The following is a 13,834-nucleotide window of genomic DNA, read 5'->3' as shown; positions in this document are numbered from 1 at the left end:
CGGCTCCGGAACCGGAGGAGATTACCAGCGTTCCAGATCACGTCGGATTTCGACCAGGGGGAGCGCGTGCCGGACCAGCGACAAACAGGGCACGATCAGGAGCTCGGCATGGCCGAGCGCGAGAGGCTTTTTTCCGGAGGCAGTGAGCTGGCCGGACTGATGTTGCGGTTCGATTGGGAGAGCACCTCGATCGGACCGCCGGCGCGTTGGCCGCAGAGCCTGAAGACGGCCGTCAGGATCATGTTGACATCCCAACAGCCGATCTGGATCGGTTGGGGCAGGGAGCTGATCTATCTCTACAACGATGCTTACAAGACCATCATCGGCGGCAAACATCCGTGGGCTCTCGGCCGACCGATCTCTGCAGTCTGGCACGAGATCTGGGAGGACATCGGTCCGTTGCTGGCCAAGGCCGGCGGCGGTGATCAGGGCACCTATGTCGAGGCGCAACTCCTGATCATGGAGCGCAACGGCTTTCCCGAGGAGACGTACTACACATTTTCCTACAGTCCCATTCCGGACGACGATGGATCACCCGGAGGAATCTTCTGCGCGAACACCGATGACACTCAGCGCGTGATCAGCGAGCGCCAGCTGTCGTTGCTGCGCGAACTGGCAAATGCCGGGGCCGGGGCCCGCAGCATCGATCAGGCCTGCGCAAGCTGCGCGGACGCCTTGGCGCGGGAGTCGCGCGACCTGCCGTTCGCAATGATCTACATGACCGACCCGGACGGCGAGGCGGCGCGACTGGAGGCCCTGACCGGCATCGACCGCGATCATCCTGCCGTTCAGCCGAGGCTGAGAATTCAGCCGGAGGGAACGTGGCCTCTGGCTGAAGCGCTGAAGCTGCAGGATGCGGTGCTGGTTCGTGACCTTCCGCGGCGGTTCGGCCTCAGCTTTCCGACCGGCGGATGGCGTCAGCCGCCACAGCACGCCGTTGTGCTTCCGCTGCCCGCGTCGGGGGAAGCCGGACGGGGCGGATTCCTCATCGCAGGTCTCAATCCGTTCCGTCTCTACGACGAGAGCTATGCCCGCTTCCTGAACCTCGTCGCGGGGCAGATTGCAGCGGCCGTCAGCAATGGCGGGGCCTATCAGGCAGAGCGGCGTCGGGCGGAAGCGCTGGCCGAAATCGACCGCGCCAAGACGACGTTCTTTTCCAACATCAGCCACGAGTTTCGCACGCCGCTGACGCTGATGTTGAGCCCGCTGGAAGACCTGCTCGGCCGCGACGAGGCCCAACTCACCTCCGACGCGCGATCCGTCCTCAGCCTGATCCACCGCAACGGCATTCGCCTGTTGAAGCTCGTCAACACGCTGCTCGACTTCTCGCGCATCGAGGCCGGCCGCATGACCGCGCACTTCGAGCCGATCGATCTTGCGGTTTTCACGGCCGAGCTCGTATCCAACTTCCGCTCGGCGACGGATCCTGCCGGCCTGCGTCTCACCATCGACCCCACGCCCCTGTCCGAGCCGGTGTATGTCGACCGCGACATGTGGGAGAAGATCGTTCTCAATCTGGTGTCGAATGCGTTCAAGTTCACCTTCGAAGGTGAAATCGCGGTGTCGATCGGCTTGTCCACTGACGGCAATCATGCCGAGCTCAGGGTTCGCGACACCGGCACCGGCATCCCGCCCAGTGAACTGCCGCACCTGTTCGAACGGTTCCGTCGCATCGAAGGCGCGCGCGGCCGATCCTTCGAGGGCAGCGGCATCGGTCTCGCTCTCGTTCAGGAGCTGGTGAGGCTTCATGGAGGGGAGATCGCTGTAGACAGCGAGCTCGGCCGCGGCTCGGTTTTCACCGTGCGCATTCCGCTAGGCTCGGCGCATCTGCCAGCGGGCCAGATCGGACCTTCCCGTGTCCTGGCCGTTACCAACGTCCGTGCCGAAGCCTACATCGAGGAGGCGCTCGGGTGGTTGAACGGCGGTGTGCCGTTCGAGCTTCCTCACCCGTCATCATCCGACGACCTGGGAGTTCGCTCCGCGACGGCATCGGCCCGTGATCGCGTGGTGCTCGCGGACGACAATCCTGATATGCGCGACTACGTCCGCCGTCTGCTCGGCGAGGATTATGACGTGGAGGCGGTCAGCGATGGCATGGCGGCCCTGGAGGCCGTCCGACAGCGCCGCCCCGATCTCGTGCTGACCGACGTCATGATGCCGGGGCTCGACGGCTTCGGCCTGCTGAAAGCGCTGCGTAGCGATGCGCAGCTTCGCGACATTCCTGTGGTCATGCTGTCGGCGCGCGCCGGAGAGGAGGCCAAGGTCGAGGGGCTTGATGCCGGGGCGAGCGACTATCTCACCAAGCCGTTCAGCGCGCGCGAGCTGCTGGCGCGGGTGCGCGCCAATATCGATCTGTCGCGGGTGCGGCACGAGGCCGAGATCGCGCTGCGTGAGCTGAACGAGCGTCTGGAGACGCAGGTCTCCGAGCGTACCGCGGAGCTGCAGGCCAAGGAGGCGCGGCTGCGGACGATCTTCGAGGCGAGCTACACGTTCCAAGCGCTGCTCTCGTCCGATGGGACGCTTCTGGACGCCAATGCGACCTCGCTCGAAGCGATCGCTGCGCCGCTGCACGAGGTCGCGGGGCTGCCATTCTGGGAGACGCCGTGGTTTGCGGGTACGCCCGGCATGCCCGAGGTGATCAGATCCCTGGTCGACGCCGTCGCTCGCGGCGACGGGGCGCGCCAGGAGCTGCAGCTCGAACTGCCGGTCGGCGGCTCGCGCTGGTTCGACTTCCAGATGCGGCCGGTGCGGGACGAGACCGGACAGGTGGCCGCCATCGTGCCCGAGGCGGTCGAGCTGACCGAACGGCGCAAGGCGGAGGAAGCATTCCGCCAGGCCCAGAAGATGGAGGCGATCGGCCAGCTCACCGGCGGCGTCGCGCACGACTTTAACAATCTGCTGACCGTGATCCGGTCGTCGGCCGACCTGTTGCGCCGGCGCCAGCTGTCCCCGGAGCGCATGCGGCGCTACGTGGATGCGATCTCGGACACGGCGGATCGCGCCGCCAAGCTCACCGGACAGTTGCTCGCCTTCGCGCGGCGGACGCCGATGGAGCGCCGCGTCTTCGATGCCGCGGGGCATATCGAGCGGATCGAAGAGATGCTGCAGACCGTCCTCGGAGCGCCGGCCGTGATCGAACTCGACCTCGCATTGCGGCCGCTTCCGGTCGACGTCGACATCAATCAGTTCGAGACAGCGCTCGTGAACCTCGTCGCCAATGCGCGTGATGCGATGGAGGGGCAGGGCGTCCTGACCATTCGCGGCGAGATCGTCCGAGAGGACGGTCGGCCCGGGCAGTCGTCGTTCGTCTCCATTGCCGTCAGCGACACCGGATCCGGCATTCCTCCAGATCAGATCGACCGGATCTTCGAGCCGTTTTTCACCACCAAAGGGGTTGGGCGCGGCACCGGCCTCGGCCTGTCTCAGGTCTACGGCTTCGTTCATCAGTCCGGCGGACGGGTGCTGGTCGACAGTGAGCTCGGCAAGGGCACGAAGCTGACATTGTTGCTCCCGCTGACGCACAAGCAGCTGGGACCGCGCGAGCGGAGCGAGCAGGGTCCCGAACAGCTCGCCGCGCGCTGGAATGTGCTGGTCGTCGAGGACAATCCGGAAATCGGCGAGTTCTCCACGCAGTTGCTCGAGGATCTCGGCTACCGAACGGTGCTCGCGCGCAGCGGAACGGATGCGCTGCGGATGATCGACGAGGATCCCGAGAGCTTCGACCTCGTGCTCAGCGACGTCGTGATGCCCGGCATGGACGGGGTGACGCTCGGCCAGGAAATCCGCCGGCGGCTGCCGATGATCCCGATCGTGCTCAACAGCGGCTACAGCCATGTCCTCGCCGACGGCGACCGTCACGGTTTCAGCCTGATCCAGAAGCCTTACTCGGTCGACGAGCTGTCGCGCGTGCTGCGGCAGGTCATGGCCGCGCGAGCCGCAGGCGCGAAGCCGGCGTCGTCGGCATGAGAACCGCGGCAGCTTTCCCCTGACCTGGTGGGCCTCGCGCGATCCGCACTTGAAGGATCGCGCCGGACCGGCGTATTTTCGGTCTCCGGGGGAAGTCTCATGGCAGACGAGAAATGGCGGCTGCGCGGCGGTCGGGCGCAGCGGCGGATATTCGCTCTTGTCTCGGGCGCGGCGCTGGTGACGAGCGGCGGCGCCCTTGCCAAGGACGATGAGGCGGACGCGGCGGCGCCGGGCCTTGCCAACGTCTACATCGATTTCCGCACGAACTACGCCTATGTGCCCGGCGGAGCATTGTCGACGGGCCTTGGCGACACCTCCCTGTTCGGGACGCTGTCGCAGCTCGCCACCTTGCGCAAGCTGCTCGACCGTCCAGCCTTGCCAGGACGGCCGCAACTGTCGGCTCCGACCAACCAGGGCCTTGGCGTCGACGTCCCGCTCACGGTCGATCTCGGCGACGCGTTGTCGCTCTACGCGGGCTTCACCGGCAGCACGTCGTACAACGGCCTGTCCGGCTGGTCCGACGTGGCGGTCACGAGCTGGTTCCTCGGCTTCCAGGCCGATGTCTATCAGCAGAACGGCGGCGCGCTTCCGACGCTCACCTTGCAGTCGACGCTGACCCGGTCGGTGCCGGACGCGCCGTTGGCGACGACCTCGTTCAACACCGTCATCGAAGCCAAATACGCGCTCGATCCGGATGAGATGAAAGGCTGGCTCGCCGGCGTTCAATATACCCATGTCGAGGTCGACTCAGTGCTAGCGCATGTCGGCAGCACGACGGCGGGCTATGTCGGCGGCTTCTATCAGTGGGAGAACAACTGGAAGGTCTCCGCGCGCGTCGGCCTCCAGTCGTTCGGCGGTGCGCAGCTGCTTGCTGTCACGCCGATCGCGCCCTACACGCAGCCGCTGGTCAGGCTGGATCTCGACCGCATGGACGATGACGACAACCGGCTGTTCGGCATCACCGCGCAGATCGCCTGGGCGCCGAAGCCGGTCTACCAGCTGATGGTGAGAACGCCGCTCTACGCGATCAAGAACTGACGGGTTGATCGAAGCTTCGCGCCGGCTCGTGTCAGCGCATGCTCACGAACTTGCCCCAGATGGCGGCCAGCAACGCGCCCGTCATCATGTAGTGCGGCTTGTCGCAGAACAGGCTGCCATATTGACAGACATCGGCGCCGACCGCTCCGAGCTGGTGCTGGCTCGCCACATAGAACAGGGCGGACAAGCCGGCGAGCACGACCGCAACGACATACATCGGAAGATCTCCTCCGCCGGCCGCGCCCGACGGGCTGAAGTTGCGTTGCCGGCCGGCGCAACTATCTGCGCTTGACACGTCGGGCAAATCAGGCGCATTTTGCCATCGTCGAAGAAATCATAGAGCCCGCGCCGCGAACTCGGCAGCGGGCTTTTTGTTCGCTCGGACCGGATTTGGAGCGGCGGTTATCGAAATCGCAAGGCCTGACTGCTGCATTTCGATCAAATTTGACACGTCGGGCAAATCACCGGCATAGTGTTATTATCGAATTTTCCGAAAATATGATGCCGGGTTGTCCGCGGGCATTTGACGTGAGCAGCGCAGGCCGGCATCGGCTGTCGACCATGATCGCCGGCAATTCATCGCGCGCCGGCGCGAAGACAACTTCGAACATCCGGTTACTCGCTGGCCCGCGCGAACGGGCCGGCGCGTGGGCGTGGCGACCGTCGCTCCGCCCGCACCGGTCCCTTGCTTGAGCCGAGGGATAGGGTTCGCGCCTGAAACGATCGCGCGTTCGGCTGCGATCTGCCGCACTTTTCCTTCGCCCAGGAGAGAGAGGAAGATGACCGCCTATCTCATCGCGCTCGCCCTGATCGGCCTGGTGATGATCGCAGCCGCCGATGCGATCTCGTGACGATCACCAACCTCGCATTCACCATCCATGATACCGGACTTGACCATGTCGAAGACGATCACCGAAATGAGAGCCGATTTCCAGCACCTGCGGCGCTGGCGCAAGAGCGTGGAGCAGGCTCAGAGCTATACGTTCAAGGCCGTCATCACGGTCATCGCGACCGGTCTGATCGGTGCGATCTGGCTCGGCATCAAAGTCGTGCTCGGAAGGTGATGCCGTGCCAGCCAGGATCTCACGGCGAGGCCGCCGCTTCCGCATCAGGGAGGTCGACGCTTGCGAGCCTGACGTCCTCGACACCTTGAAGGAGCTCCATGCGCGCACATTCCTCGATTGCGCGCCTCTGCCCGATTTCGAGAGCGGACAATGGTGGATATCGACCGAGCTCGGACGGCCCGTCGCCTTTGCCGGAATGGTGCCGTCATCCCTCGGCAAAGGCATAGCCTATCTTTCGAGGGTTGGTGTTCTCCAAGAGCGCTGTGGTTACGGCCTGCAGCGGCGGCTGATGCGTGCGATCGAACTGCGCGCGCGTCGCTCGGGCCTGGATTGCATCGTTTCGGACACGACCTGCAACATCGTCTCCGCGAACAATTTCATTCGGTGCGGATATGTGTTGTTCCAACCGGGCCGGCCCTGGGCCTGGGGGAACTCGCTCTATTGGCGCAAGATGATCGGCCGGTGAGCTGTCGACCGACGCCTTATGCGGATTGCATTGCGCTGCAGCAGAATTAAGCCGGTCCGACAGCTCCGACCCGGGCCTTTTTTTGCGGCTGTCGTTGAGCTAACCATGCGTTGTCGGACGTTGGAGACAAGCCGCGCCCGGCAGTTAACGGAAGATCGCTTCAGACGATCAAAGCAGCGGGAAGGACTCTGGGATGCCGGCCGAGGTCACCCTGCCAGAGCGTGCGCCACGGCCGCCTGACGCGCCAACCGCGCTGGCGGGTCTGCTGGTGATCGACTTCACGCGCGTTGTCGCAGGGCCGGCGTGTACACAGACGCTGGCCGATTTCGGCGCCGAGGTGATCAAGATCGAGCAGCCGCTCACGGGAGACGATACCCGCGCATACGAGCACGCCGAGCTCGGCGGAGAGAGCGCGGCGTTCCTCAGCCTCAACCGGAACAAGCGCGGTATGGTGTTGGATCTCACGATACCGCAGGCCAGAGACGTCGCTCGTGCGCTGATCGCCAAGGCCGACATCGTCGTGGAGAATTTCTCGTCGTCTGTCATGGAGAGGTTCGGGCTGGACTATCAAACACTGTCCAGCACCAATCCCGGGCTGATCTATTGCTCGATCTCGGCCTACGGACGCTCAGGTCCATTCGCGTGGCGATCAGGGTTCGATCCAATCACCCAGGCGGAAAGCGGGTTCATGTCCCTCAACGGTTTCGCCGACGGTCCGCCGGTGCGGACCGGTCCTCCGATCGTTGATCTGGCCACCGGCATGTCCGCCTGCAATGCCATCCTGCTGGCACTTGCCGCCCGGCAGCGGCTCGGTCGCGGGCAGCACGTCGAAGTGGCGCTGTTCGACATCGCCTTGGCGATGACGGGCTTCTCCGGAATGGCGTATTTGATGAGCGGCGTGAACCCCACGCGAACGGGCAATTCGCCGAACGACTCTCCGACGGTCGGCGTCTTTGAAGCGTCAGATGGCCCGCTCTACATCGCATGTGCCAACGATCGACTCTACCGCCGGTTGGCAACGGAGGTACTTGGTCGTCCGGATCTCCTGAGCGATCCTCGCTTTGCCACGCGAAGAGCGAGATGGGTCAACCGTGCGCAACTGCGCGGCCTCATCGCCGACATCCTTGCCGCGGAACGGATGGATGTCTGGATATCTCGGATGAACCAGGCTGGAGTTCCGGTTGGACACGTTCGAACGGTCGAGCAGGCGTTCAACGCGGCCGAGGTCCGGATGCGCGACCGCACCTGTCGTATTCCGCACCCGACGGCAGGCTCGATACCCAACGTCGAGCCGGCAATCACCATGAAGCTCACACCGACCGTCGAGCCCACGGCGGCGCCGCGGCTGGGAGAGCATACGGCCGCAATTCTGCGCGACAGGCTTCGGTACACCGAGCAGGAGATCGAAGCCCTGCGTCAGGTAGGGGCGTTCGGACGCAACGATCCGGGAGCCTAAGGCATCGTCACTGGTGCCGGACACGGAAGAAGAGCGGCAGCGTCCTCAGCAGCCATCAGCCGGCTTTGGCCATCTCATCGTCTTCCGGTGAGTTCAGATACATGCCCGACATGGTGTCGATCCAGCACAGATGATCATGCACCTTCTTGACGCCAGAGATGTTCTCGGTGGCAACGATCGCCGCCTGCCGCGACCGCTCTTCGGTAATGACGCCGCTCAGATGAACGATACCGTCCTTGACGATGACGGACAATCCGAACGGGCACCAGTCGTTCTTCTCGAGGGCGTCGATCACGCGGTTGCGGATGTGATCGTCGTCGGCCGTTGGATCTGGAACCTGCCGCCCGAGCGCGGCAACCGCTTGCAGCAGGTTCGCCCGTGACACGATGCCGATCACCCGGTCTCCCTTGACCACGGGCAACCGCTTCACGTGGTTCTTTTCCATCAGTTCCACGATCTCAGCCAGCGCGGCGTCTTCGGTGATCGTCAAGGGAGACTTGGTCATCACCTCTGACACTTTGCGACCATGCTCGTGGACGAAGTCGGCGGCCGACTTTCCGGGCCCGAGAATGAATCGCAGCCAGCGGCCGCGCTTTCGCCCAGTGCCGATCTCCGTTCGGCGAATGAAATCGCCTTCCGAGACGACGCCCACCAGCTTCCCGCCGGGGTCGACCACTGGAAGGCCGCTGACGTGCCGTTGAAGCATGATATTTGCCGCGTCCACGATGGAAGTGTCAGGGGTGACAGTGATGACGGGACGGGTCATGATCTGATGGGCGCGCATGGCGAACTCCAATGTCAAAAGCTAAGAAAAAGTAACCCGCTGCGACGGTCTTGAATTGACGCAGGTCAAAGGAGATGCCGCCGCCGTCATTGACGCAGCTCAAGGTCTTGGCATTGAATTGCAGCTATAAGGCAATCTGATCCAGCGCGAGGAGAGGTGCCTATGTCCGAGTTCTCCGGGACCAAGATCCTGGCCGACGAAACGGCCGAACTGTCCGAACGTGTCGCTCTCTCCAACAAGCACGCACTTGAGCTGCTAGTTGGTTCGCAGCAGATCGTCATGGAGGAGGTTCTGTTTGCCAGCAACGAAGTGCTGGATCGCGCGCGCACGGAGACGCATCTGCTGGCCGAGTTCGTGTCGAAGCTGGCTGGCGTGCATTCCGTGACGGGAATCCAGGCGATGGTTCAGGAATGTGGACGGCATCAGATTGATTTCGTCAGGCGGGATTGCGATCGACTCTTCAAGCACGGGCAACGCCTGATTGATGCCAGCGTGAATCTTATGGGGCAACGGTGGCGAAACTGAAGAGTGCGGGTGTGTCGCGTCTCGAGGCGCGGGAGCGTGAGAGAACAACCGACAACGACCGGAGCAAGGCCGTTGTCTCCGTAGAGACCTCTTTGAAGCCGGCGGGGGGGCTCGCTGCATCGAACGCAAGGTCGCTCTGTCAGGAAGCCGACGCGGGCTCCGGGGCATTTCGGCGCGAGGACCACGAGCTGGACAAGGCGTTCAGCGCGATGCTGGCTCGACTCACCGCGGGGATATCGCCGGCTGCTCTGTCGATGGCGTATCTGGATTGGGTTTGCCATCTGGCGGCTGCGCCTCAGCGTCAAATCGAGATCGTCCGAGACGCCTGGAACGGCGCGAAGCTGGTTGCCGAACGGTCATTGCATTTTGCGGATCCCAATCGCGGTCCTTGGGATCTGATCAGGCCGCAGGCCAACGATCATCGCTTTTCCAAGCCGCAATGGACGGCCCAACCGTTCAACTTGTTCGCCCAGGCGTTCCTGCTCGGAGAAGATTGGTGGCACAAGGCGACCACCGGCATTCGTGGTGTCGACCCCGCCAACGAAGCCGTCGTTGACTTTTCAATTCGTCAACTGCTCGACATTTTAGCGCCATCGAACTTTGCAGCGACCAACCCGGAAGTTCTGGAAAGGACGTTTCAAAGCGGTGGCGAGAACCTGATCTTCGGCTGGCAGAACTGGCTCGCCGATATCATGCAGGTGATGCAGCCGGGAAAGATATCGAGCAATGGTGAGTTCGTCGTCGGCAAGACTGTCGCGACCGCACCGGGCAAGGTTGTGCTTCGCAATCAGTTGATTGAGCTGATTCAATACATGCCGACGACCGAGAAGGTGCGACCAGAGCCGGTCCTGATCGTACCGGCTTGGATCATGAAGTATTACATCCTGGATCTGTCGCCGCACAATTCGCTGGTCCGATACCTGACCGACCAGGGCTTTACGGTTTTCATGATCTCCTGGCGAAACCCCGGAGCGGAAGACCGGGATCTTGCGTTTGACGACTACCGCTCGCTGGGCGTCATGGCTGCCCTGGACATGATCGGAACGATCATTCCGAATACGCCGGTCCATGCCGCAGGCTATTGTCTCGGGGGAACGCTTCTTTCGATCACGGCGGCAGCCATGGCACGGGATGGCGACCAGCGTCTGAAGACAATCACGCTGTTTGCGGCCCAGACCGATTTCACGGAAGCGGGAGAGCTGACGCTCTTCATCAATGAAAGCCAGGTCGCCTTTCTCGAAGACATGATGTGGGAGCGTGGATATCTCGATACCACCCAGATGGCGGGCGCATTTCAATTGCTGCGCTCCAACGATCTGATCTGGTCTCGTGTCTCGCGCGACTATCTTCTCGGCGAGCGCGCAAACCCGAGCGACTTGATGGCATGGAACGCAGATGCGACGCGGCTGCCGTATCGGATGCACTCCGAATATCTGCGCAAGCTCTTCCTGAACAACGATCTCGCCGAGGGGCGGTATCGGGTCGAGGGGAAGCCTGTTTCGCTCTCCGATATCCACACGCCGATGTTCGTCGTCGGGACGCTGCGTGATCACGTTGCGCCTTGGAAATCGACGTACAAGGTCCATTACGAGGTTGATGCTGACGTCACTTTCGTGCTCGCGAGCGGCGGCCACAATGCCGGCATCGTGTCGCCGCCGGGCGAGCAGGGGCGCTCCCATCAGATGCGGACCAAGGCTGCCGACGCTCCTTATCTCGGGCCGGACGAGTGGCAGAGCAGCTCTCCAAAGCTGGAGGGATCGTGGTGGCCGGCCTGGACAGCATGGCTCGGACAGCAGTCGGGAGCGCCGGGCGCGCCGCCGCAACTCGGGACAGATCGTTCGAATGATCTCGGAGACGCGCCGGGCGACTACGTGCACACGTGATCGCCGCATGTTGCGGCCAAGGAGCACCATCCCGTCGGGCTTAGGCGCTGGCCCGGAGCAATGAAAGGCTTCGGTCCAATGTCGTCTCAGCCGTGCCTGACGCATCGACCTGGAGCCAATCGAGACCGCCGATATCGTAGTGTTCCTGATCCTCGGCAACCCCGACCGTTGCATCGGACGCATCGGCGACTCGATGGTGAATCCGCTCCTGCCGGCTGCGCAAATCTGCAACGAGGAAGAGGCCGGCAAAGGGCACCTTCAGCCGTTTCGCGAGATCATGGATATCCTGCCGTTCATCCGAACGTGCAAACACGGCGTCGACGATCACCGTGAAACCTTGTGAGAGCACGCGGCTGGCCCGCGTCGTCAACTCTCGATAGACTCGTGCACTCGATTCCGGCGTATAGGCCTCAGCTGGGAGGCGTTCGGTTTCCTTCACGCCAGACAGTTGCTTGCGCAGCACATCGCTGCGCAACACGATTGCTCCCGGTGGAGGAACCAAGAGAGGAGCGAGAGCCCGGGCGAGCGCAGATTTCCCCGTTCCCGACAGGCCTCCGACCGCGATCATCCTCGGCTCCGCCGGCCGAATCAGGCTGCGCGCAAGTTGAAAGTAGCTCTCTGCGGTCTCGATCGTTGTGGAGCGATCTGCGTCCGAGTGTTCAGCATCAAGGCGGTCGAACCTTGCGACAAAGACTTGTGCACGGATGGCGGCCCGGATCGCCATGAACAGAGGCAGAGCAGCCAATCCTCCGGTCTGGTCGGGCGCCGCGGTCGAGAGGTAGCGGTTCAAGAGGTGGCTTGCAGCGACCGGCTGCGCGAAGTGCAAGAGGTCCATCAGTGGAAAGGCGAGGTCGTACAGGACGTCGATCGTGGCTATTCGGTCGTCGAACTCGATGGCGTCGAACAGCACCGGCTTGTCGTCAATGAGGACAATGTTGGCCAGATGGAGGTCGCCATGGCAGCGTTTCACGTGCCCGTCCTTTGCACGTTGCTCGAGCAGGGGGCGGAGCCGCGCGAAGGCCGAGTGGCAAAGGACGCGGAGTTCTTCGACCTCCGTTTCGCCAAATCGCGAGACTGTCCGAAAGCTGGCGACGAATGCGTCGATCCAGATTGGAATGGAGTCCGTCCACAGATTGGAGGAGCTCCGAACGGCGACTGCATGCGACGCCGCGATCGTCTCTGCCAGACGCTCGCCCAATCCGACGTCCAACTGCTGGCGGCGAGAAAGATGATCAAGCGTCTGGCTGTCATCGAAGCGACGCATCTCGACGGCATATTCGACCGGAGTGCCGGATCCACCGACATCGAATGACCCGTCTGGCGCCTTGGTGATGGCGACGACACGCAGATAGATGTCCGGAGCAAACGGGTGATTGATCTCCATTTCCTTTACGCACGCGGCCTTGCGCCGATCGAGCGTCGAATAGTCCAGAAATGGCAGCCGAACGGCGCGCTTGATCTTCAGAGCGCGGTCGCCGATCAGAAACACGGAAGCCGCGTGCGTGTCGATCCGGCGGACACCTGGATGTCGGGCGGTATTGCCCAGGAAGGAGAAGACCAGTTCCTGATCGGATGGTGATGCCATGGGCGGTCTTGCCACGTTCAATTCAAAAGTCCGGGATGAGCACCGCCGCGCCGACGACGTCACCCCGCCTCAGGCGGGCCAGAACGTCATTTGCGTCGGATAGCGGATAGGGCGTCGTATGGGTCCGTATTTGAGCCTGCTGCGCGACTCGCAGGAAATCGAGACCGTCTTGCCGCGTCAGGTTGGCGACGGACACCACCTGGCGTTCTCCCCAGAGGAGGGAATACGGGAACGTCGGAATGTCGCTCATATGGATACCTGCGCAGACCACCCGGCCGCCCTTCCGAACAGCCCGCAGAGCGGCCGGAACAAGCTCGCCAGCCGGCGCGTAGATGATGGCCGCGTCCAGAGCAACATCGGGACGCTGGCCCGCCGCTCCGGCCCATGTGGCGCCAAGTTGGCGCGCGAAATCCTGCGCAGCCTGGTCGTGCTCGCGGGTGAACGCGTAGATCTGGCGCCCCTGCCAGCGGGCGACCTGGGCAACGATGTGACCGGCCGCGCCGAATCCGTAGATGCCGAGCTTCTCGGCCTTCCCTGCCATGACCAGGGATCGCCAGCCGATCAGGCCGGCGCACAACAGCGGTGCGGTGGCGATGTCATCCTCCAGGCCTCCGAGCGGGAACGCATAATTTGCGTCGACGACGGTGTGGGTCGCATAGCCGCCATCGCGCGTATAGCCGGTAAACGTCGGCTGGTCGCAGAGATTTTCCATACCACGTGCGCAGAACGTGCAGTGGCCGCATGTATGCCCCAGCCATGGAATTCCGACCCGCTCGCCGAGCCTGTGCGTCGTCACACCAGGACCAATCTGATCGACATGACCGACGATCTCGTGTCCGGGGATGATCGGATACCGGATGTCGGGAAGCTCACCGTCGAACACATGCAGGTCAGTGCGACACACACCGCATGCCCTGACCTTGACGCGGATCTCACCGGGACCAGGATCGGGGTCCGCGAGTGTCTCGGGCTGCAGAGGCGCTCCGGGCTTTCGCAGAACCATCGCTCGCATCGGAGAGCCTCTCGGACGAATTTGCAGGGTAATAAGATAATCAGCCCGGCAATCG

At 63.1% G+C, this 13,834-nt stretch carries 11 protein-coding genes; 7 read left to right on the top strand and 4 right to left on the bottom strand.

Annotation, left to right across the window (positions count from 1 at the left end; all coding sequences use genetic code 11):
- Positions 1 to 108: 108 nt before the first annotated feature.
- Both QW863_RS23745 and QW863_RS23740 read left to right on the top strand, forming a co-directional pair.
- Positions 109 to 3,966 (top strand): ATP-binding protein, encoded by a 3,858-nt coding sequence (locus tag QW863_RS23745; protein WP_315712964.1) that lies wholly within the window; start codon positions 109 to 111, stop codon positions 3,964 to 3,966.
- 99 nt (positions 3,967 to 4,065) lie between these two features.
- Positions 4,066 to 5,004, top strand: coding sequence for a hypothetical protein (locus tag QW863_RS23740; RefSeq protein ID WP_315712962.1), 939 nt, complete (start codon positions 4,066 to 4,068; stop codon positions 5,002 to 5,004).
- 31 nt (positions 5,005 to 5,035) lie between these two features.
- Here the strand turns inward: QW863_RS23740 and QW863_RS23735 are convergent, their stop codons facing one another.
- Positions 5,036 to 5,221, bottom strand: coding sequence for a hypothetical protein (locus QW863_RS23735; protein ID WP_315712961.1), 186 nt, complete (start codon positions 5,219 to 5,221; stop codon positions 5,036 to 5,038).
- 679 nt (positions 5,222 to 5,900) lie between these two features.
- Here QW863_RS23735 and QW863_RS23730 point away from each other — a divergent pair.
- The 3 genes from QW863_RS23730 to QW863_RS23720 all read left to right on the top strand — a co-directional run bounded on the left by QW863_RS23730 (position 5,901) and on the right by QW863_RS23720 (position 7,990).
- On the top strand, positions 5,901 to 6,068 hold the full coding sequence (locus QW863_RS23730) for a hypothetical protein (RefSeq protein WP_315713663.1): 168 nt from the start codon (positions 5,901 to 5,903) through the stop codon (positions 6,066 to 6,068).
- A gap of 4 nt (positions 6,069 to 6,072) precedes the next feature.
- On the top strand, positions 6,073 to 6,534 hold the full coding sequence (locus tag QW863_RS23725; RefSeq protein WP_315712959.1) for a GNAT family N-acetyltransferase: 462 nt from the start codon (positions 6,073 to 6,075) through the stop codon (positions 6,532 to 6,534).
- A 193-nt stretch (positions 6,535 to 6,727) separates the two neighbouring features.
- Positions 6,728 to 7,990, top strand: coding sequence for a CoA transferase (locus tag QW863_RS23720; RefSeq protein WP_315712958.1), 1,263 nt, complete (start codon positions 6,728 to 6,730; stop codon positions 7,988 to 7,990).
- A 55-nt stretch (positions 7,991 to 8,045) separates the two neighbouring features.
- On the opposite strand, the gene QW863_RS23715 is transcribed toward QW863_RS23720, so the two are convergent.
- A complete protein-coding gene (locus QW863_RS23715) occupies positions 8,046 to 8,774 on the bottom strand; it encodes a CBS domain-containing protein (RefSeq protein ID WP_315712957.1) in 729 nt (242 codons plus the stop codon).
- A 162-nt stretch (positions 8,775 to 8,936) separates the two neighbouring features.
- Here QW863_RS23715 and QW863_RS23710 point away from each other — a divergent pair, with 162 nt between their 5' ends.
- Together QW863_RS23710 and QW863_RS23705 are read left to right on the top strand one after the other, a co-directional pair.
- Positions 8,937 to 9,299: a hypothetical protein gene (locus QW863_RS23710; protein ID WP_315712955.1), complete on the top strand. Its 363-nt coding sequence runs from the start codon at positions 8,937 to 8,939 to the stop codon at positions 9,297 to 9,299.
- 209 nt (positions 9,300 to 9,508) lie between these two features.
- The gene (locus tag QW863_RS23705) at positions 9,509 to 11,182 is read left to right on the top strand and encodes a PHA/PHB synthase family protein (protein WP_409977959.1); all 1,674 of its coding nucleotides are present in this window, start codon (positions 9,509 to 9,511) and stop codon (positions 11,180 to 11,182) included.
- Positions 11,183 to 11,222: 40 nt separating this feature from the next.
- Here the strand turns inward: QW863_RS23705 and QW863_RS23700 are convergent, their stop codons facing one another.
- On the bottom strand, positions 11,223 to 12,767 hold the full coding sequence (locus QW863_RS23700) for an AAA family ATPase (RefSeq protein ID WP_315712951.1): 1,545 nt from the start codon (positions 12,765 to 12,767) through the stop codon (positions 11,223 to 11,225).
- Positions 12,768 to 12,789: 22 nt separating this feature from the next.
- Positions 12,790 to 13,779: a zinc-dependent alcohol dehydrogenase family protein gene (locus QW863_RS23695; RefSeq protein ID WP_315712949.1), complete on the bottom strand. Its 990-nt coding sequence runs from the start codon at positions 13,777 to 13,779 to the stop codon at positions 12,790 to 12,792.
- Positions 13,780 to 13,834 lie beyond the last annotated feature (55 nt).

The sequence above is a fragment of the Bradyrhizobium sp. SZCCHNR1017 genome, assembly GCF_032381375.1.
Lineage (GTDB): Bacteria > Pseudomonadota > Alphaproteobacteria > Rhizobiales > Xanthobacteraceae > Bradyrhizobium.
This window is presented reverse-complemented; position numbering and strand designations above follow the sequence as displayed.